The sequence below is a fragment of the Pseudomonas sp. AC136 genome (assembly GCF_979258585.1).
The window spans coordinates 4,676,883-4,698,054 of the sequence record NZ_OZ409865.1; the positions used below are offsets into that span (position 1 = coordinate 4,676,883).

At 61.6% G+C, this 21,172-nt stretch carries 16 protein-coding genes; 12 read left to right on the forward strand and 4 right to left on the reverse strand.

The features are described 5' to 3' along the window. Positions 1–286 precede the first annotated feature (286 nt). Positions 287–1,171 (reverse strand): helix-turn-helix domain-containing protein, encoded by an 885-nt coding sequence (locus ACZZZU_RS20935; protein ID WP_463551711.1) that lies wholly within the window; start codon positions 1,169–1,171, stop codon positions 287–289. A gap of 212 nt (positions 1,172–1,383) precedes the next feature. On the opposite strand from ACZZZU_RS20935, the gene ACZZZU_RS20940 reads away from it, so the two are divergent. The 10 genes from ACZZZU_RS20940 (at position 1,384) to arfB (ending at position 14,479) form a co-directional block, all read left to right on the forward strand. After that, positions 1,384–2,742 carry a glutamine synthetase family protein gene (locus ACZZZU_RS20940; protein ID WP_463551712.1) on the forward strand — a complete coding sequence of 453 codons (1,359 nt, stop codon included), beginning with the start codon at positions 1,384–1,386 and terminating at the stop codon, positions 2,740–2,742. A gap of 40 nt (positions 2,743–2,782) precedes the next feature. Continuing rightward, positions 2,783–3,874: a polyamine ABC transporter substrate-binding protein gene (locus ACZZZU_RS20945; protein ID WP_122492580.1), complete on the forward strand. Its 1,092-nt coding sequence runs from the start codon at positions 2,783–2,785 to the stop codon at positions 3,872–3,874. A gap of 168 nt (positions 3,875–4,042) precedes the next feature. Then, positions 4,043–5,365 carry an NAD(P)/FAD-dependent oxidoreductase gene (locus tag ACZZZU_RS20950; RefSeq protein WP_463551713.1) on the forward strand — a complete coding sequence of 441 codons (1,323 nt, stop codon included), beginning with the start codon at positions 4,043–4,045 and terminating at the stop codon, positions 5,363–5,365. Positions 5,366–5,542: 177 nt separating this feature from the next. Next, positions 5,543–7,951 carry an EAL domain-containing protein gene (locus ACZZZU_RS20955; protein WP_463551714.1) on the forward strand — a complete coding sequence of 803 codons (2,409 nt, stop codon included), beginning with the start codon at positions 5,543–5,545 and terminating at the stop codon, positions 7,949–7,951. Positions 7,952–8,437: 486 nt separating this feature from the next. Next, a complete protein-coding gene (gene hppD / locus ACZZZU_RS20960; RefSeq protein ID WP_463551715.1) occupies positions 8,438–9,535 on the forward strand; it encodes a 4-hydroxyphenylpyruvate dioxygenase in 1,098 nt (365 codons plus the stop codon). Between the two features lie 16 nt (positions 9,536–9,551). After that, complete coding sequence (locus ACZZZU_RS20965; RefSeq protein ID WP_122451816.1) at positions 9,552–10,688, forward strand: homogentisate 1,2-dioxygenase; 1,137 nt, start codon at positions 9,552–9,554, stop codon at positions 10,686–10,688. Between the two features lie 181 nt (positions 10,689–10,869). Then, complete coding sequence (locus ACZZZU_RS20970) at positions 10,870–11,853, forward strand: fumarylacetoacetate hydrolase family protein (protein ID WP_463382033.1); 984 nt, start codon at positions 10,870–10,872, stop codon at positions 11,851–11,853. Positions 11,854–11,856: 3 nt separating this feature from the next. Beyond that, positions 11,857–12,507, forward strand: coding sequence for a maleylacetoacetate isomerase (maiA, locus tag ACZZZU_RS20975; RefSeq protein WP_463551716.1), 651 nt, complete (start codon positions 11,857–11,859; stop codon positions 12,505–12,507). Between the two features lie 117 nt (positions 12,508–12,624). Further along, complete coding sequence (locus ACZZZU_RS20980; RefSeq protein WP_122492574.1) at positions 12,625–14,034, forward strand: amino acid permease; 1,410 nt, start codon at positions 12,625–12,627, stop codon at positions 14,032–14,034. Between the two features lie 31 nt (positions 14,035–14,065). Beyond that, a complete protein-coding gene (gene arfB / locus ACZZZU_RS20985) occupies positions 14,066–14,479 on the forward strand; it encodes an alternative ribosome rescue aminoacyl-tRNA hydrolase ArfB (protein WP_122451812.1) in 414 nt (137 codons plus the stop codon). Between the two features lie 256 nt (positions 14,480–14,735). Here arfB and ACZZZU_RS20990 read toward each other — a convergent pair whose 3' ends face one another. Genes ACZZZU_RS20990 through phhA form a run of 3 tightly spaced genes read right to left on the reverse strand, consistent with a single transcriptional unit; the run spans position 14,736 to position 17,092 of the window. Continuing rightward, positions 14,736–15,932, reverse strand: coding sequence for an amino acid aminotransferase (locus ACZZZU_RS20990; protein WP_463551717.1), 1,197 nt, complete (start codon positions 15,930–15,932; stop codon positions 14,736–14,738). Continuing rightward, positions 15,929–16,285 (reverse strand): 4a-hydroxytetrahydrobiopterin dehydratase, encoded by a 357-nt coding sequence (locus ACZZZU_RS20995; protein ID WP_122492571.1) that lies wholly within the window; start codon positions 16,283–16,285, stop codon positions 15,929–15,931. The genes ACZZZU_RS20990 and ACZZZU_RS20995 overlap by 4 nt, the downstream gene beginning before the upstream one ends. A gap of 21 nt (positions 16,286–16,306) precedes the next feature. Beyond that, positions 16,307–17,092, reverse strand: coding sequence for a phenylalanine 4-monooxygenase (gene phhA / locus ACZZZU_RS21000; RefSeq protein WP_463551718.1), 786 nt, complete (start codon positions 17,090–17,092; stop codon positions 16,307–16,309). Positions 17,093–17,368: 276 nt separating this feature from the next. Here phhA and ACZZZU_RS21005 point away from each other — a divergent pair, with 276 nt between their 5' ends. Further along, positions 17,369–18,922, forward strand: coding sequence for a sigma-54-dependent transcriptional regulator (locus tag ACZZZU_RS21005; protein WP_463551719.1), 1,554 nt, complete (start codon positions 17,369–17,371; stop codon positions 18,920–18,922). Positions 18,923–19,124: 202 nt separating this feature from the next. After that, entirely contained in the window at positions 19,125–21,080 is a 1,956-nt protein-coding gene (gene acs, locus ACZZZU_RS21010) for an acetate--CoA ligase (protein WP_463382040.1), read from the forward strand. Positions 21,081–21,172: the final 92 nt, after the last annotated feature.

Sequence of the window (21,172 nt, forward strand, 5' to 3'; positions counted from 1 at the left end):
TAACCCCGTCACTGAAGCGCAGGGAGTGCTTCAGGATCAGGGACGATCGACCATTGCCAAGGTGGCTGCCGACAGGATGTTGGGATGGTCTGAGAAAAACCCGCTTCGGCGGGTTTTTTGTTGTCTGCGATTTAGTAGGGCGAACAGCATCGAGGCTAAAGCCTCTCCTACAGGTGGTGAGTTTTTTGTAGGAGAGGCTTTAGCCTCGAGCTTTTGATCTTGGCGTCATCGGCGCAGCCAATCCATTCGCCAGCAAGCTGGCTCCTACAGGTGAGCGCTGCGGCTGTCAGCTCCAGCGCCGCTGCAACGTGCACCGGGGCATCTCGTTAAACAAGCCCCGATACGCTTCCGAAAACCGTCCCAAGTGCCAGAACGACCAGCGCATGGCCACCTCTGCCACCGTCGTTTCCTCTGGCGCGGCGCGGGCCAGGTCGCGGTGGGCGGCGTTCAGCCGGCGCAGGCGCAGCCAGGCGCTGGGGGTAATGCCGGTGAACTGGGTGAACGAATGCTGTAACTGGCGCACGGTCACGCCGGCCGCGGTCGCCAGTTCCAGCACGTTGAAATTGTCTTCCGGGTAGGCGCTGGCCAGCTCGAATACCTTGCCGACGATGCGCCGGTCTTCGGCCAGGCGCCGTTGCCGCGATTGGTCGAGCGAGCGCGACGAGCAGTCGAGGACGAATAAACAGTCGTCTACCAGTTGCCGCGACAAGTTGGCGTCCAGACTGGCGCCCGGCGTGGCAGAAAGTTTGTTCAGCACGTAACTCAACCATGAACTGAACACCTGGCTCTGCTGCGACTTCAGCGGCGTCAGCAGCAGGCCGTCGAGGCTGTTGGGGCAGGGCGGTTGGCCCATCAAGTCGAGGTCGATCACCACCGCCACTTCGCGGTAGTTCTCGGGGGTGATCCAGGTGTTCTGGGTTTCGCTGTTGAGCAGGTACAGGGCGCCGTCGGCCATGTCGAAGCTGAACACCAGGGCGTTGTCGGGCGCGTGGAAATGTTGCTCGACGCGGGTGTTCATCCGTTCTTCGTAGGCTTCCACGCCGTTGCATTGGGCATGCACGATGCTGCCGTGGAAACGCCCCGCCGACATCTGCGCGTAGTGCTGGTGCCAGCCGTCGATGGCCGTCCTTTGCTGGTCGACGTCCAGAGTTTGCAAGACCTTGATCGCCATCGCGAATCACGTTTTCAGATTGTTATGCGCCCGATTATGGCCGGGCTTGGCGAGGCGTTGGTTTAGCCGTTCGCGGAGCTTAGGTGTGCCGTTTCGCGACTAAACGCCACATGCGCCAAAAAGTGGCAGCCACCGTTGCGCAAACTGGATAGATGCCCCGCGAACGCCCCGCGCAGAATCGTCGCCTTCAAGCACAACTCCCCTGAGGGTTTATGAAAGGCGATCTGCAGCAGCTGAAAACTTGGCTGAATAACAATAAAGTCACCGAAGTCGAGTGCCTGGTCTCCGACCTTTCCGGCATCGCCCGCGGCAAGATTTCCCCCACCAACAAGTTTCTCGCTGAGCAGGGCATGCGCCTGCCAGAGAGTGTGCTGTTGCAGACAGTAACCGGCGACTTCGTCGACGACGACGTCTACTACGACCTGCTCGACCCCGCCGACATCGACATGCATTGCCGCCCCGATGAAAACGCCGTGTTCCTGGTGCCATGGGCGCTGGAGCCGACCGCTCAGGTGATTCACGACACCTACGACAAGATGGGCAACCCCATCGACCTGTCGCCGCGCAACATCCTTAAGAAAGTGTTGGCGCTGTACACCGCGAAAAACTGGAAGCCCATCGTCGCCCCGGAAATGGAGTTCTACCTCACCGAGCGCAGCCCCGACCCGGACTATCCGTTGAAGCCGCCGGTGGGCCGTTCCGGTCGCCAGGAAACCGGCCGCCAGAGCTATTCCATCGAAGCCACCAACGAATTCGATCCGTTGTTCGAAGATATGTACGACTGGTGCGAAGCGCAGGGGCTGGACCTCGATACGTTGATTCACGAGGAAGGCACCGCGCAGATGGAAATCAACTTCCGTCACGGTGACGCGCTGCATCTGGCGGACCAGATTTTCGTGTTCAAACGCACCATGCGCGAAGCGGCGCTGCGCCATAACGTGGCCGCCACCTTCATGGCCAAACCCATGACTGGCGAGCCGGGCAGCGCCATGCATTTGCACCAGAGCGTGGTCGACCTGACCACCGGCAAAAGCGTGTTCGCCAACGAAGACGGCAGCATGAGTGAGCTGTTCCTCGGCCACATCGGCGGCTTGCAAAAGTACATCCCCGACACCCTGCCGCTGTTCGCGCCAAACGTGAACTCGTTCCGCCGCTTCCTGCCCGACACCTCGGCGCCAGTGAACGTGGAGTGGGGCGCAGACAACCGCACCGTGGGCCTGCGTGTACCGGAATCTGATCCGCAAAACATGCGCGTGGAAAACCGTTTGCCAGGCGCTGACGCCAACCCGTACCTGGCCCTGGCCGCCAGCTTGCTGTGCGGTTATGTCGGCATGGTCGAAGGTCTGAACCCGAGCGAGCCGGTGGTTGGTCGCGGTTATGAGCGCCGCAACCTGCGCTTGCCGCTGACGCTGGAACAAGCCCTGGAATGCATGGAGCAATCGACCATGGTTAAGGAGTATCTGGGCCAGCGTTTCCCGGCTGCGTACGTGGCAGTGAAGCGTGCTGAACACGAAAACTACAAACGCGTCATCAGCTCGTGGGAGCGCGAGTTCTTGTTGCTGAGCGTGTAAAAACAAAAACCTGAAAGGGACACACCCTAGAGGAAGGCGAATGAGCAAGTCACTGATCAAAACAGTGTTGGCGAGCAGCGTATTGCTGCTCAGCGGCGGCGTATCTGCCGGCGGCGTGGTGAACGTTTACAACTGGACCGACTACATCGGCGAAACCACCTTGAAAGACTTCAAGGCCGAGACCGGCATCAATCCGGTGTACGACGTGTTCGACTCCAACGAAACCCTGGAGGGCAAGCTGCTGGCCGGGCGCACCGGTTACGACATCGTCGTGCCGAGCAACCACTTCCTCAGCCGTCAGATCCGCGCTGGCGTGTTCCAGCCGTTGGACAAAAGTCTGCTGCCGAACTGGAAAAACCTCAGCCCCGCCTTGCTCGAACGCCTGCAAGAAAACGATCCCGGCAACAAATACGCGGTGCCCTACCTGTGGGGCACCAACGGCATCGCCTTTAACGTCAAGAAAGTAAAAGAGGCGCTGGGCGTCGACACTATCGATTCCTGGGCCGTGCTGTTCGAGCCGGAGAACATCAAAAAGCTGCAAGCCTGTGGCGTGTCGTTGATGGACTCGCCAGACGAGGTTTACCCCTCGGTGCTCAACTACATGGGCAAAGACCCACGCAGCAAAAACCTTGAAGACTATAAGGAAGCGCAGAAAAAGCTCGACGCCATTCGCCCGTACATCACCTATTTCCATTCCTCGAAATACGTGGCGGACCTGGCCAACGGCAATATCTGCGTGGCCTTCGCCTATTCGGGCGACGCCTTCCAGGCCATGAGCCGTGCCAAGGAAGCCGGCAACGGCATCGACATCGCCTACGTGGTGCCCAAAGAGGGCGCTAACCTGTGGTTCGACATGTTGGCCATTCCCGCCGACGCGAAAAACATCGCCGAGGCCCACGCCTACATTAACTACCTGCTCAAGCCGGACGTGATCAGCAAAGTCAGCGACTTTGTCGGCTACGCCAACGCCAACCAGGCGGCCGACGCGGTTATGGACCCGGAAATTCGCAACAACCCGTCCATCTACCCGTCGGACGAGGTCTTGAAAAAGCTTTACGTATCGTCCGAATGGACCACCGCCGTCATGCGCTGGACCACCCGTGCGTGGAACAAATACAAGTCCGCCCGCTAATAGCGCTCGGCGCTCGAACCGCACGCCTGCCCCTGTGGGAGCGGCTTTAGCCGCGATGCTCTTGAACATCACAAGCATCGCGGCTGAAGCCGCTCCTACAGGAGTCGGTTTCGCCGGTCCGTCCCATCGTTTTCCAGAGGTGCAAACCTCCAAGCTTTAGGTCTTTGTATGACGCTGAACTCCCCTAATCCTGGCGCCGCGCCCACGGCCCACACCGCCTCCTACTACCATGCCACGCGCAACAAACAGATCGACTTTCCGGTGCTCACTGGCGCGCTGGATTGCGATGTGTGCATCGTCGGCGGTGGTTTCAGCGGGTTGAACACGGCCATCGAATTGGCCGAACGCGGCCTGTCCGTGGTGCTACTGGAAGCCAAGCAAATCGCCTGGGCCGCCAGCGGTCGCAACGGCGGGCAATTGATTCGTGGCGTCGGCCACGACTTGTCGAAATTCGCCAGCCAGATCGGCACCGACGGCGTGGCCACCCTGGAGCGTCTGGGGCTGGAAGCGGTGGAAATCGTTCGCCAGCGCGTCGCCAAATACAGCATCGAATGCGACTTGCGCTGGGGCTACTGCGACCTTGCCAACACGCCGCAGCACTACCAAGGGTTTATCGAGGACAAGCAGGCGCTCGAGCGCATGGGTTACGGCCACGAACTGACGCTGATCGAGCCCGACCAGATGGAACGTGTGGTCGACTCGAAGGTGTTTGTCGGCGGCATGATCGACAGCGGCTCGGGCCATTTGCACCCGCTAAACCTGGCCCTGGGTGAGGCCGCCGTAGCGCACAAGCTGGGCGTGCGCATTTTCGAAAACAGCGCCGCGCAGCGCATCGAATACGGCGCCAAAGTGAAAGTGCACACCGCCTCCGGGCTGGTGCGCGCGGGCTCGCTGGTGTTGGCCGGCAACGCTCACCTGGCCGGGCTGGTGCCGGAACTGAGCGGCAAAGTATTGCCCGCCGGCAGTTACATCATTGGTACCGAGCAGCTCAGCGAGGCCCAGGCCGAGCAGTTGATTCCGGGCAACCGCGCCCTGTGCGACCAGCGCGTGGGGCTCGACTACTTCCGCTTGTCTGCCGACCGTCGCCTGTTGTTTGGCGGCGCCTGCCATTACTCGGGGCGCGACCCCCACGACATCGCCGCGTATATGCGCCCGAAAATGCTGCGCGTGTTCCCGCAACTGGCCGACACCCGCATCGACTTCGCCTGGGGCGGCACCATCGGCATTGGTGCCAACCGCTTGCCGCAGATCGGCCGTTTGCACGGCGAAACCAACGTGTACTTCGCCCAGGCCTATTCCGGGCATGGCGTGAACACCACTCACCTGGCCGGTCGGCTGCTGGCTGAAGCCATCTGTCGCCAGGACAGCACGGGTTTCGACCTGTTCGCGCAGGTGCCGCATATGAAATTCCCGGGCGGCAAATTGTTGCGCACGCCGCTGTTGGCGCTGGGCATGTCGTGGTATCGGCTGCGGGAAATAGCCGGCATCTGAGGGCGCTGGCTTTCGTAGCGCAAGGCCCCGGTGCGCGGGCCTTGCGCAACTTCTGCGGTTTACTTCTATGCTGCAAAAGCTGGCCGGCCGGCGAGCGGCAATAGGGAAACGCACGGATAGATCCGGGCATTGATTCCGAGGCCTTTCGCGTCATAAGGATTGAGCGGGGCACTTCGAATGCGGGACAAACGTCGCCTGTTCGTGTTGGTGTGGCCTTTTATTGCCATTGTTGTACTGCAAGCCGCGCTGGCGGGGATCAGCCTGGACTTGTTGTCGTCGGTACGCGCTTATGTGACCGGCGAAAGCCTGTGGTCCAAGGGGCAGAAAGACGCATTTTCCTACCTGCACTTGTACGCCGACACCCGCGACGAAGCCGACTACCGCGCCTTCCAGGCGGCCATTGCCATTCCCTTGGGCGACCATGCCGCGCGCCTGGCCATGGACCTGCCAACCCCGGACTACTCCGCCGCCCACGAAGGGTTTCTGCGCGGCGGCACGCACCCGCAAGACATTCCCGGCCTGATCTGGCTGTACCGCGACTTTCGCCACTTCAGTTACCTGAGCACCGCCATCGGCCACTGGCAGGTCGGCGACCGTTTCATTCTGGCCCTGCAAGACGTCGGCGAGCGCATGCACCAAAGCATCAGCACCGGCAGCGCAACGCCTGAACAGGTGGAGTTCTGGAACGAGCAGATCTACGCCATCAACCAGCAAGTCACGCCGGTGGCCAAGGCGTTTTCCGACACCCTGGGCCAGGGGTCGCGCTTTATTCAGCGCTTGCTGCTGGGCGCCAATGTGCTGGCCGCTGCCGTGTTGATCGCGCTGGCGACCCTGCGCACGTTGAAGCTGGTGCAACAGCGCGAAACCTTCGAGCTGGCCCTGCAAACCGAGAAGGAGCGGGCGCAAACCACCCTGGCCTCGATTGGCGATGCGGTGATCCGCACGGACGAACGCGGCTGCCTGGAATACATGAACCCGGCCGCCGAAGACCTGATTCTGTGCCGCAACGAACACGCCCGCGGGCGCTCGCTGGGCACGCTGTTTCAGCTGCAAGACAGCGACTGCCAGCAAGCCGACACGCCGCTGGTGGAACGCATTCTGACCGGCGAAATCGGTGGCAGCGCCCACGCTCAGCAAGTGGTGCGCCTGGACGGCAGCAAGGTGGCGGTGGCGTTGGTCAGCGCGCCTATTCGTATTGCCGGACGCATTGCCGGCGCCGTGCTGGTGCTGCACGACATGACCCGCGAACGCCAGTACATCGACACCCTGTCTTGGCAGGCATCCCACGACGCCTTAACCGGCCTGGCCAACCGCCGCGAATTCGAGCAACGCCTGGAAAGCGCCTTGCTGCGCCTGGAAACCCAGGCGGGGCAGCACGCGCTGATGTTTCTCGACCTCGACCAATTCAAAGTGGTCAACGACACCTGCGGCCATGCGGCGGGCGACCAGTTGCTGCGCCAAGTGTGCGTGTTGCTGCAAGAGCACCTGCGCGAAGGCGACACCCTGGCGCGGCTGGGGGGCGATGAGTTCGGCATTCTTCTGCAAAACTGCCCGGCCGCGCCGGCGGCACGTATTGCCGAACTGCTGCGCATGACCGTGCACGACCTGCAATTTGTCTGGGACGGGCGCAACTTCAACATTGGCGTGAGCATCGGCCTGGTGATGCTGGCGCAGTCGCGCATCACCCTTGCCGAGGCGCTGCGCTCGGCCGACATGGCCTGCTACATGGCCAAGGAAAAAGGCCGTAACCGCGTGCAGGTGTACGAAAGCGACGACTCGGAAATGTCCAACCGCTTCGGCGAAATGGCCTGGGTGCAGCGCATTCATGCGGCGTTGGAAGAGCAGCGCTTCTGTCTGTACTACCAACTGATCGCGCCGGTGGCGGCGGAGCAGGGCAGCGGCGCGCACCTGGAACTACTCGTGCGCCTGCGCGACGAAGACGGCCATTTAGTGCCACCGATTCGCTTTATTCCGGCCGCCGAACGCTACGGCCTGATGCCGCTGATTGACCGCTGGGTGGTCAGCCAGGCGTTTGGCGTGTTGGCGCAACGACAGGCCAACCCGGACAGCGACCCGATCGCCACCTGCGCCATCAACCTGTCGGGGCCGACCTTTGGAGATCAGGCTTTTCTCGGCTTTGTGCGCGAGCAGCTCAGCCACTTCAACATCGCGCCGCAGCAAATCTGTTTTGAAATTACCGAAACCAGCGCCATCGCCAACCTGGCCAGCGCCATCCATTTCATCCGCGAACTGAAAAGCCTCGGCTGCCGTTTTTCTCTGGACGATTTCGGCGCGGGCATGTCCTCGTTTGGCTACCTGAAACACTTGCCGGTGGACTACCTGAAAATCGACGGCAGCTTTGTCAAAGACATGCTCGAAGACCCCATCGACCGGGCGATGGTCGAGTCGATCAACCAGATCGGGCACGTCATGGGCAAACTGACCATCGCCGAATTCGTCGAGACGGCGGAAATCATGCAGGCGCTGGCGGAGGTGGGTGTGGATTACGCGCAGGGGTATGCGATTGCCAAGCCGATGCCGTTTGATGCGCAGGTGAGATGGAGTACCGGCGTCGGGACGGGTTGAGCGGGGCGAAGGCGGGCACTTGGGTGGTGGACGTAACGAAAGTAGGCCGGGCTGGCAGGTTTTGTTTACGCTTTGGCTGGGTTAAAAGCGGTCAAGTATTCCGCGGTTGAGGGCTCAGGCGGGGCGGATATATAGGTTCGCCATGCAAGCCTGGATCCCGAATCGTCGGACCGCCGCCTGCGCGGGGATGGCGGAGGTTTGATTGCCGAGTTTTGTTCGGCTTACACCGTCATTCCCGCGAAGGCGGGAATCCAGAGTAGTGAAGGGAGCAAACTTCATCGCCCCGACGAAACTCCCTGAATCGGAGCAAAGCACCGCCTCACCAAAACCCACCCAACCCACCCCCGTATCAAATCCTTGCCACCTCACCCCACAACCCCCTCAAAACCTCCACCCACCCCATCTTGTTCCCGCCTCCCGCAAGCGCTGTTATGAACCCCACCGGCCACCCCCGGCCACCGCCATAACAACAATTCAGGAGGCGCAATGAACGCCGTGCACGCTCTCAAACCCGATCCAATCCAGGCCCACAACCCCATCGGCACCGACGGCTTCGAGTTCGTGGAATACACCGCGCCAACGCCCGAAGGCATCCAGCAGCTGCGTGAGCTCTTCAACGCCATGGGCTTTACCGAAACCGCCAAGCACCGTTCCAAGGAAGTGTTTCTGTTCCAGCAGAACGACATCAACTTCGTACTCAACGGCAGCCCCACCGGTCACGTGCGCGAGTTCGGCCTCAAGCATGGCCCCAGCGCCTGCGCCATGGCCTTCCGCGTTCAGAACGCCGCGCAAGCCGCCGCGTATGTGCAGTCGCAAGGCGCCAAGCTGGTGGGCAGTCATGCCAACTTTGGCGAGCTGAATATTCCTTGTGTTGAAGGCATCGGCGGCTCGCTGTTGTATTTGGTTGACCGTTACGGCGACAAAAGCATTTACGACGTCGACTTCGAATACATCGAAGGCCGCACCCCGAACGACAACGCCGTGGGCCTGCGGGAAATCGATCACCTGACCCACAACGTCAACCGTGGGCAAATGGATGTGTGGTCCGGCTTCTATGAGCGCATCGCCAACTTCCGTGAAATTCGCTACTTCGACATCGAAGGCAAACTCACCGGCCTGCTGTCACGCGCCATGACCGCGCCGTGCGGCAAGATCCGCATCCCAATCAACGAGTCGGCTGACGATAAATCGCAAATCGAAGAATTCATTCGCGAGTACCACGGCGAAGGCATTCAGCATATCGCCCTGGCCAGCGACGACATCTACGCCACCGTGCGCCAGTTGCGCGCCAACGGCGTGGACTTTATGAGCACGCCGGACACCTATTACGCCAAGGTCGACACCCGCGTCGCCGGGCACAGCGAACCGACTGCCGTGCTGCAGGAACTCAACCTGCTGATCGACGGCGCGCCGGGGGATGACGGCATTCTGTTGCAGATTTTCACCAATACGGTGATCGGCCCGATCTTCTTTGAAATCATCCAGCGCAAAGGCAACCAAGGCTTTGGCGAGGGCAATTTCAAGGCGCTGTTCGAGTCGATTGAGGAAGACCAGGTTCGCCGTGGCGTGATCGCAGCGGACTAAGCACAGGAGCTGCACCATGAGCCGCAACTGGATTCAGTTTCCCCTGCGCGAAGGCGAGTGTTCACGGCAAGCGCACTGCGACTTTCCCGAAGGCACCTATGAACGCGAGATGGGCCGCGAAGGCTTTTTCGGCCCCGCCGCGCACCTGCACCACAAGCATCCGCCAACCGGCTGGGTGGATTGGCAAGGCCCGCTGCGCCCCCACGCGTTCGACCTGAACCGGGTGCCGAGCGAAAGCGATTGCCCGCTCGCCGCGCCGCTGGCGCTGCACAACAGCGACGTGCGCATTCGCGTGTGGAAATGCAACGGTGCGATGCGTCATTTGGTGCGCAACAGCGACGGCGATGAGCTGCTGTTCGTGCACGAAGGCAGCGGCCATTTCTACTGTGACTTCGGTCATTTGCAATACCGCGACGGCGATTACCTGGTGGTGCCACGCGGCACCGCCTGGCGCATCGAAGCCAGCGAGCCGACGTTTATGCTGCTGATCGAAAACACCGATGGCGCCTACCAGCTACCCGACAAAGGCCTGCTAGGCCCGCACGCGATTTTCGACCCCGCCGTGCTCGATCACCCGCATCTGGACGACGCGTTCAAAGCCCAGCAAGACGAAAACACCTGGCAAATTCGCATCAAGCGGCGCAACCAGATCAGCACCGTGACCTACCCGTACAACCCGCTCGACGTGGTCGGCTGGCACGGTGACAACACCGTGGTGCGCCTCAACTGGCGCGACATCCGCCCGGTCATGAGCCACCGCTACCACCTGCCGCCATCGGCACACACTACGTTTGTGGCCAATGGTTTTGTGGTCTGCACCTTTACCCCGCGCCCGGTCGAAAGCGACCCCGGCGCGTTGAAAGTGCCGTTCTATCACAACAACGACGACTACGACGAAGTGCTGTTTTACCACCGCGGCAACTTCTTCAGCCGCGACAACATCGAGGCCGGCATGGTCACGCTGCACCCCTGCGGCTTCCCCCACGGCCCACACCCCAAAGCCCTGAAAAAGAGCCAGGAAAGCCCGGCGACCTTTGTCGAGGAAGTGGCGGTGATGATCGACACACGGCGTGGCCTGGAGATCGGCGAAGCCGCAGCGGCGGTGGATGTGGCGGCGTATGTGGATTCGTGGCGGGCGCCGGGAAAAGGTTAGACCGGTGACTGCCGCGGCCCTCTCCCCCGGCCCCTCTCCCGGCCCCTCTCCCGCAGGCGGGCGAGGGGAGGCCAGCCGACCGCGTTCAGTTCCCCTCGCCCGCGCGCGGGAGAGGGGCTAGGGGAGAGGGCAGCGGTGCCACGCCCTACACAACCTCAACACACTCGAAGATCAGAATTCTATGAAACTCGCATCCCTGAACACCGGCCGTGACGGCCAACTCATCGTCGTTTCCCGCGACCTGATCCGCGCCGTCAAAGTCCCAAGCATTGCCGCCACCCTGCAAGCGGCGCTCGACAACTGGGCCACCGCCCGCCCGAAACTCGAAGCGGTGTACCAGCGCCTGAACGATGGCCTGGAAGGCGAGGCCTTTGCCTTCGACCAGAGCGCCTGCGCCAGCCCATTGCCCCGTGCGTATCACTGGGCCGACGGCAGCGCCTACGTCAATCACGTGGAGCTGGTGCGCAAAGCCCGTGGCGCTGAAATGCCGGAAAGCTTCTGGCACGACCCGCTGATGTACCAAGGCGGCGCCGATACCTTTATCGCGCCCCATAGCCCGATTCTGATGGCGGACGAAGCCTGGGGCATCGACCTCGAAGCGGAAATCGCCGTGGTCACCGACGACGTGCCCATGGGCGTGTCGGCGGCCGAGGCGGGCGCGCATATCCAATTGCTGATGCTGGTTAACGATGTGTCGCTGCGTAACCTGATTCCCGGCGAACTGGCCAAGGGTTTCGGTTTTTACCAAAGCAAACCGTCGTCGAGTTTCTCGCCGGTGGCCATTACCCCGGACGAGCTTGGCGAAAGCTGGCGCGACGGCAAGGTGCACCGGCCGCTGACCTCGCACATCAACGGCGAGCTGTTCGGCCAGCCCGACGCCGGCACCGACATGACCTTCAACTTCCCGACGCTGCTGGCTCACGCGGCGAAAACCCGCGCGCTGGGCGCGGGCAGCATCGTCGGCTCGGGCACCGTGTCGAACTATGACCGCAGCGCCGGCTCCAGTTGCCTGGCTGAGAAACGCATGTTGGAAATCGTCGAGCACGGCGAGGCAAAAACCCCGTTCCTGCGCTTTGGCGACCGGGTGCGCATCGAGATGTTCGACGCGGCAGGGCAGAGCATTTTCGGCGCCATCGACCAAGTGGTCACTGCGTACCGAGGCTGAGCCATGCTGACGCTCTATGACTACTGGCGCTCCAGCGCGGCGTACCGCGTTCGCATTGCGCTGAACCTTAAAGGCCTGGCGTACCAGTCGGTGCCGGTGCATTTGGTCAAAGACGGCGGCCAGCAGCACAGCGCCGACTACAAGGCGCTGAACCCACAAGGGTTGTTGCCGCTGCTGGTGGACGGGCAGACCCGCATTGCTCAGTCCATGGCCATTCTCGAATACCTCGAAGAGTGCTATCCGCAACCGGCGCTGCTACCCCGCGACCCAAGCCTGCGTGCGCAAATTCGCAGCGTGGCGCTGCACATCGCCTGTGATATTCACCCGTTGAACAATCTGCGCGTGTTGCAGTACCTAAGCGGAACGTTGGGCATAGAGGCGGCGGCCAAAGACGCGTGGTACCGGCACTGGGTTGAGAGCGGCTTGGCGGCGGTTGAACTGAACCTGCAGCGCATGCCGAGCGAACTGTCGTTGGGCGAGCGCCCCGGTTTGCTGGAGGTTTGCCTGGTGCCGCAGGTGTACAATGCCCGCCGTTTTAACTGTGACCTCCATGCGTACCCACGCATTCTCGCTGTAGTCGAGCGCTGTAATTCCCTTGAAGCATTTGCCAATGCGACACCGGAGGTGCAGCCCGACGCTCCCCCGCTGTTGTAGGCGTAAAGGGGCGCGCCGACCACACCAAGGCCGCGCGCCCGCCTTGCTGAATTCCGCCGTGCCACAAGCGCGGCGGGTCCGATCCCGTCACAGATAAAAACAAGTAGGTGACGTTACATGCACGACAGTCAGACCTCCGGCCAGCTCAAACGCGGCCTGAAAAATCGCCACATCCAATTGATCGCCTTAGGCGGCGCCATCGGCACCGGGCTTTTCCTGGGCTCGGCCGGGGTGCTGAAAAGCGCCGGGCCGTCGATGATTCTCGGCTACGCCATTTGCGGCTTTATCGCCTTTTTGATCATGCGCCAGCTCGGCGAAATGATCGTCGAAGAGCCGGTAGCCGGGTCGTTCAGTCACTTCGCACACAAATACTGGGGCGGTTTCGCCGGCTTTTTGTCCGGCTGGAATTGCTGGGTTCTGTACATTCTGGTGGGCATGTCCGAGCTCACCGCCGTGGGTAAATACATTCACTATTGGTGGCCGGAAATTCCGACTTGGGTGTCGGCGGCCGTGTTCTTTGTGCTGGTCAATGCCATCAACCTGGCCAACGTAAAACTGTTCGGCGAGGCGGAATTCTGGTTCGCCATGATCAAGGTGGTGGCCATCGTCGGCATGATCGCCCTGGGCTGCTACTTGCTGGTCAGCGGCGCTGGCGGTGAGCAGGCGATGGTCAGCAACCTGTGGGCCCACGGCGGATTTTTCCCCAACGGCATCAGCGGCTTGGTCATGGCCATGGCCTTTATCATGTTTTCCTTTGGCGGCCTGGAAATGCTCGGCTTCACCGCTGCCGAAGCGGATCAGCCGAAAAGCGTGATTCCCAAAGCAATCAACCAGGTCATCTACCGCATCCTGATTTTCTACGTCGGCGCCTTGGTCGTGCTGCTGTCGCTGACGCCTTGGAATCTGTTGCTCGAACACATCAATAGCGCCGGCGACCCGTACAGCGGCAGCCCGTTCGTGCAGGTGTTCTCGCTGCTGGGCAGCAACACCGCCGCGCATTTGCTCAACTTTGTGGTGCTGACGGCGGCGGTGTCCGTTTACAACAGCGGCACCTACTGCAACGGCCGCATGTTGCTGGGCCTGGCGGAGCAGGGCGACGCGCCCAAAGTATTCGCCAAAGTGGATAAACGCGGCGTACCGGTAAACGCCTTGCTGCTCTCGGCGCTGGTGACGGTGCTGGCCGTGGTGGTGAACTACGTGGTGCCGCAAAACGCGTTGGAACTGTTGATGTCGCTGGTGGTGGCGGCCCTGGTGATCAACTGGGCGATGATCAGTTACTCGCACCTGAAATTCCGCCAGCGCATGGAACAAGACGGCGTACGCACCGCCTTCCGCGCCTTGCTGTTCCCCTACGGCAACTACCTGTGCCTGGCCTTCGTGCTGTTCATTCTCGGCGTGATGCTGCTGATTCCGGGCATTCAGGTGTCGGTGTACGCGATTCCGGTGTGGCTGGTCATCATGTGGGCGTGCTACCGATTGAAGCTGTCGCGGGCACGTACTGCCGCGCTGCAAGTCGCCACAGACTGACCCCTGCAAAAAGCAAAAGAGCGAACGTCCCATGCTGGAGATTTCCAACAACGTGCACCTACCCGATGCCGAGATTGAGCTGAGCGCCATTCGCGCTCAGGGCGCCGGTGGACAGAACGTGAATAAAGTCTCCAGCGCCATGCACCTGCGCTTCGATATCAACGCCTCGTCGCTGCCGCCGTTCTACAAAGAGCGGCTGCTGCAATGGCGCGACAGCCGCATCACCAGCGATGGCGTGGTGGTAATCAAGGCGCAGCAATACCGAACCCAGGAACAGAACCGCGCCGATGCGCTTGAACGCCTGAAAGAGCTGATTCTGGCCGCCAGCAAAGTCGAGAAAAAACGCCGGCCGACCAAGCCGACGTTGGGCTCGAAGAAGCGGCGGTTGGAGGGGAAGAGTCAGCGTGGGGCGATCAAGGCGGGGAGGGGGAAGGTGGAGTTCTGAGGTTCCGCTTTAAAAGCTCGAGGCTAAAGCCTCTCCTACAGATTGCGCAGTACCTGTAGGAGAGGCTTTAGCCTCGATTCCTGCAAACAAAGAATGTCGCGATCAACCACTCACCTTGGCAATCGCCGCCGCCAGATAATCCTGCCTCTTAGGTAAGTCCGCTTTAAAAGCTCGAGGCTAAAGCCTCTCCTACAGATTGCGCAGTACCTGTGGGAGAGGCTTTAGCCTCGATTCCTGCAAACAAAGAACGTCGCGATCACCCACTCACCTTGGCAATCGCCGCCGCCAGATAATCCAGCCGCTGCTCATCAATTCCCGCCACGTTCGCGCGCCCCGAGCTAACCATGTACACGCTGTGCTCATCGCGCAGACGCTGCACCTGCTCGGCACTCAACCCGGTATACGAAAACATCCCGCGCTGGCTGCCGATATGGGCGAAACGTTCGGCCAGCCCATACGGCTGCAACGCCGCCAGCAAACCCTGACGCAACTCGGCAATGCGCACACGCATGGCCTCGACTTCCGCCTGCCAGGTCAGGCGCAAACCCTCATCCGCCAGAATCTGCGCCACCACCGCCGCGCCATGGGCGGGCGGGGTGGACCACAAGTTGCGCGCCATGGCTGCCAGTTGGCTGCGCACGTCGGTGAGTGAATCCGGGGTGGCGCTCACCACCACCAGCGCACCGGTGCGTTCGCGGTACAGGCCGAAGTTTTTCGAGCACGAACTGGTGATCAGCACCTCCGGCAATTCAGCCGCGAACAGGCGCACGGCCCAGGCGTCCGCTTCCAGGCCTTCGGCGAAACCCTGGTAGGCGAAGTCGATCAACGGCAGCAGCTCGCGCGCGCGCACCACGTCCAGCACCTGACGCCAATGCGTCTGATCGAGATCAAAGCCGCTGGGGTTGTGGCAGCAGGCGTGCAGCAACACCACATCGCCGCGCGGAATTTGGTGCAGCGCGGCGAGCATGGCGTCGAAGGCCAGGCGATTGTCGGCGTCGACATACGGATAGTGATGCACCGCCAGCCCAGCCGCCGCGAACAGCGTTTCGTGAATCGGCCACGTCGGATCGCTCAGCCAAATGCTGCGCCCCGGCAGGCAATGGCGAATAAAGTCGCCGGCCAGGCGCAACGCGCCGGTGCCGCCTGGAGTTTGCGTGGCGCCGGCGCGGTTGCCGGTCAGCAACGGCGAGTCGGCGCCCAGCACCAGGCGGGCCATGTGCTGGGTGAACAGCGGGTCGCCATGGCCGCCGATGTAGCTCTTGGTGGTTTCGCTGTCGACCAGGTGACGCTCGGCAATTTTCACCGACGGCAGAATCGGCGTGTTGCCGTGCGGGTCTTTGTACACGCCCACGCCAAGGTCGATTTTCTGCGGGTTGCTGTCGCTGCGGTACGCGTCGATCAAGCCGAGAATCGGGTCGCCGGGCACGCGTTTCACCGTGTCGAAATGGCTCACTTCAAGCCTTCCGCTGTTTTGGCCACCTGGTCGGTGCGTGCCGCCATGATGAAGTCGTTGCGGTGCAGGCCTTTGATCGAATGGCTCCACCAGGTGACAGTGACCTTGCCCCATTCAGTGAGCAAACCTGGGTGATGGCCCTCGGCTTCGGCAATTTCACCGACCGCATTGGTAAAGGCCAGGGCGTGTTTGAAGTTCTTGAAGTCGTAGCGTTTTTCCAGTTGCAGCACGCCGTCGCGCACTTCGATGTTCCAATCCGGTATTTCCTTGATCAACACCGCCAGTTCGTCATCCGACACTTTTGGTGCATCGGCTTTGCAGGCTTCGCAGTGGGCTTGGTTCAGGGCAGTCATCGGGGGCTCCAGTCAGAAAAGTCAGGCCGCTTTCGGCGGAAATTTTGCGGGGTGCAAGCCCAGTTGGGCGGCTTGGGCAACCATCGCCATGAGGTCTTCCTGGGCGAGGTCGAACAAGCGCTTGAGGTCGGGCAGCACGAAATACAGCGGTTGCAGGATGTCGATCCGGTACGGCGTGCGCATGGCGTCCAGCGGGTCGAAGGCCTGATGCTCCGGTGCATCGGACAAGCTAAAGAGGGTTTCCTTCGGCGAAGAAAGAATGCCGCCGCCATAAATCCTGCGGCCGTGGGGTGTGTCGACCAAGCCGAACTCGATGGTCATCCAGTACAGGCGGGCAAGAAACACGCGCTGCTCTTTGCTGGCCTTGAGGCCCAGCTTGCCGTAGGTGTGGGTGAATTCCGCGAACCACGGGTTGGTCAGCAGCGGGCAGTGGCCAAACACCTCGTGGAAAATGTCCGGCTCTTGCAAGTAGTCGAGTTCTTCCGGGGTGCGGATAAACGTGGCGACAGGGAATTGCTTGGTGGCGAGCAATTCAAAGAACGTCTGGAAGGGAATCAGCGCCGGCACCCGCGCCACTTGCCAGCCCGTGGTCGCGCCCAGCACGCGGTTGATCTCACCCAGCTGCGGAATGCGCTCATGGGGCAGGGCCAATTGCTCAATGCCGTCGAGGTATTCCTGGCAGGCACGGCCTTCGACCAGTTTCAGCTGCCGCGTAATCAAGGTGTTCCAGACTTCGTGCTCGGCATCGGGGTAATCGATAAACCCATTGCTGTCCGGCTCGCGTGCCACGTAGTGCGACTGCTTCATCGCTGCCTCTCTTCATTGTTGTTATTGACGACCGCTTGTGGGGCTAGAGATAACCTGTGGCGCGCCTGATTTCAGCTGGGCCTGGGCAGTACGGGGTGATAACGGCGTTCAAAAACCGTAAAGAAATGATGACAACTAAGCGAAAGCGGCGAGGCGTCGTATTGCTGGCGCGCTAATTCGTAAACTATCCTTTACGAAAATTCCGCCGCGTCGTCAGATTTTCCTGATGGCGACGGTGATAGCAGCGTCTATCAGAACAACAACAACGAGCCCGCCATGCGTATCAAAGTCCATTGCCAGAACCGGATTGGCATCCTTCGCGACATCCTCAATCTGCTCGTCGAATACGGCATCAACGTCGCGCGTGGCGAGGTGGGCGGCGAGCAGGGCAACGCGATTTATCTGCATTGCCCGAACCTGATCAACCTGCAATTCCAATCCTTGCGACCCAAGTTCGAGGCCATTGGCGGCGTGTTCGGCGTCAAGCGCGTGGGGCTGATGCCCAGCGAGCGGCGGCATCTGGAATTGAACGCTTTGCTCGGCGCGCTGGAATTTCCGGTGCTGTCCATCGACATGGCTGGCTCCATCGTCGCGGCAAACCGGGCGGCGGCGCAGTTGCTGGGCGTTCGCGTCGATGAAGTGCCGGGCATGCCGCTGTCGCGTTACGCCGAAGACTTCGACTTGCCCGAGTTGGTGCGCGCCAACAAATCGCGCATTAACGGCCTGCGGGTGAAGATCAAAGGCGACGTGTTCCTCGCCGACATCGCGCCGCTGCAAACCGAGCATGAAGAAAGCGACGCCATGGCGGGCGCCGTGCTCACCCTGCACCGCGCCGACCGCGTAGGCGAGCGCATTTACCACGTGCGCAAACAGGAACTGCGCGGCTTCGACAGCATTTTCCAAAGCTCGCGCGTACTCGCCGCCGTGGTGCGTGAGGCCCGGCGCATGGCGCCGCTGGATGCGCCATTGCTGATCGAAGGCGAAACCGGCACCGGCAAGGAACTGCTGGCCCGCGCCTGCCACCTGGCCAGCCCGCGCGGCCAGTCGCCGTTTATGGCGCTCAACTGCGCGGGGTTGCCGGAGTCGATGGCCGAAACCGAGCTGTTCGGCTATGGGCCTGGCGCGTTCGAAGGGGCGCGCCCGGAGGGCAAGCTCGGCCTGCTGGAATTGACGGCAGGCGGCACGCTGTTTCTCGACGGCGTCGGCGAAATGAGCCCGCGCCTGCAAGCCAAATTGCTGCGCTTTCTGCAAGACGGCTGCTTCCGCCGCGTCGGCAGCGACGAAGAGGTGTACCTCGACGTGCGGGTGATTTGCGCCACGCAGGTCGACTTGTCGGAGCTGTGCGCCAAAGGCGAATTCCGCCAAGACCTGTACCACCGTCTGAACGTGCTGAGCCTGCACATTCCACCCCTGCGCGAATGCCTGGATGGGCTGATGCCGCTGGTTGAACACTTCCTCGACCAGGCCAGCCGGCAAATCGGCTGCCCGCTGCCCACCCTCGCGGCGTCGGCGTTCGAGCGGCTGAACCACTACCACTGGCCGGGCAACGTGCGGCAGTTGGAAAACGTGCTGTTTCAGGCGGTGTCGTTGTGCGACGGGGCGGTGGTGAAGGCTGAACATATCCGCCTGCCGGACTACGGCGCGCCGCAGCCGCTGGGCGACTTTTCTCTGGAAGGCGGGCTGGACGCGATCCTCGGGCGCTTTGAACAGGCGGTGCTGGAGCGGCTGTATCACGAGCACCCGAGTAGTCGGCAATTGGGCAAGCGGTTGGGGGTTTCGCATACCACCATTGCCAATAAGCTTCGGCAGTATGGGTTGGGTAAGGAGTAACGCGTACGGCGTCCCAATAATCGCGGCTAAAGCCGCTCCCACAGGTCAGCGCACGACTGTGGGAGCGGCTTTAGCCGCGATGTTTTTGCGCCAAACGGCGATGTTCGTGGCCTCCGGTAAGACCATGGTCGAATGGCCCAGCGGGGAGGGGAGGGCTACAAAAGGCGCCATACAAAAACAACGATTGCCCGAGGTATCCCCGATGAGTGCTGTGTATCCCGTACGTCCTGAGGTCGCGGCTAACACGCTGACCGACGAGGCCAGCTACAAGTCCATGTACCAACAGTCGGTCGTCAACCCCGATGGCTTCTGGCGTGAACAGGCCCAGCGCCTGGACTGGATCAAGCCGTTCTCGGTGGTGAAACAAACCTCGTTTGACGATCACCACGTGGACATCAAATGGTTCGCCGACGGCACCCTGAACGTCTCGGCCAACTGCCTGGACCGCCACCTGGCCGAGCGTGGCGATCAACTGGCGATCATCTGGGAGGGCGACGATCCTTCCGAGCACCGCAACATCACCTACCGCGAGCTGCACGAAGAAGTCTGCAAATTCGCCAACGCCCTGCGCGGCCAGGACGTGCACCGCGGCGACGTGGTGACCATCTACATGCCGATGATTCCCGAAGCCGTGGTTGCCATGCTGGCGTGCGCGCGCATCGGTGCCATTCACTCGGTGGTGTTCGGCGGCTTCTCGCCGGAAGCCCTGGCCGGGCGCATCATCGACTGCCGTTCCAAGGTGGTGATCACCGCTGACGAAGGCCTGCGCGGCGGCAAGAAAACCCCGCTCAAAGCCAATGTCGACGACGCCCTGACCAACCCGGAAACCAGCTCGATTCAGAAAGTGATCGTGTGCAAACGCACCGGCTCGCCGATCAAGTGGAACCAGCACCGCGACATCTGGTACGAAGACCTGATGAAGGTGGCCGGCAGTGTCTGCGCACCGAAGGAAATGGGCGCTGAAGAAGCCCTGTTCATCCTTTACACCTCCGGCTCCACCGGCAAACCGAAAGGCGTCCAACACACCACCGCCGGTTATTTGCTTTACGCCGCGCTGACCCACGAGCGCGTGTTCGACTACAAGCCGGGCGAGGTGTACTGGTGCACCGCTGACGTCGGCTGGGTTACCGGCCACAGCTATATCGTGTACGGCCCGCTGGCCAACGGCGCGACTACGCTGCTGTTCGAAGGCATTCCGAACTACCCGGACATCACCCGCGTGTCGAAGATCATCGACAAGCACAAGGTCAACATCCTCTACACCGCGCCGACCGCCATTCGCGCCATGATGGCCCAGGGCAAGGCGGCCATCGAAGGCGCCGACGGCTCCAGCCTGCGTCTGCTCGGTTCGGTGGGCGAGCCGATTAACCCGGAAGCCTGGAACTGGTACTACGAAACCGTCGGCCAGTCGCGCTGCCCGATTGTCGATACCTGGTGGCAGACCGAAACCGGCGGCGTGCTGATCAGTCCATTGCCAGGCGCCACGGCGCTGAAGCCAGGCTCGGCGACACGGCCCTTCTTCGGCGTGGTGCCGGCGCTGGTGGATAACCTGGGCAACCTGATCGAAGGCGCGGCCGAGGGCAACCTGGTGATCCTCGACTCGTGGCCAGGTCAGGCGCGCACGCTGTACCGCGACCACGACCGCTTCGTCGACACCTACTTCAAAACCTTCCGTGGGATGTACTTCACCGGCGACGGCGCGCGCCGTGACGAAGACGGTTACTACTGGATCACCGGGCGTGTCGACGATGTGCTTAACGTCTCCGGCCACCGCATGGGCACCGCCGAAATCGAAAGCGCCATGGTCGCCCACCCGAAAGTGGCCGAAGCCGCCGTGGTCGGCATGCCGCACGACATCAAAGGGCAGGGTATCTACGTCTACGTGACGCTCAACAACGGTGAAGAACCGAGCGAAACGCTGCGCCAGGAACTTAAACAGTGGGTGCGTAAAGAGATCGGCCCGATTGCTGTGCCGGACGTCATTCAATGGGCGCCGGGCCTGCCGAAAACCCGCTCGGGAAAAATCATGCGTCGCATCCTGCGCAAGATCGCCACGGCGGAATACGACAGCCTGGGCGACATTTCCACCCTGGCCGATCCGGGTGTGGTGCAGCATTTGATTGATACGCACAAGGCGATGCAGCAAGCGGTGGCTTGAGGGTTTCGCTGTGACAAAACGCCCGCTTAGTTGCGGGCGTTTTGTTTTGCGTATTCCTTGCACCCAACACCGTCATTCCCGCGTTGGCGGCG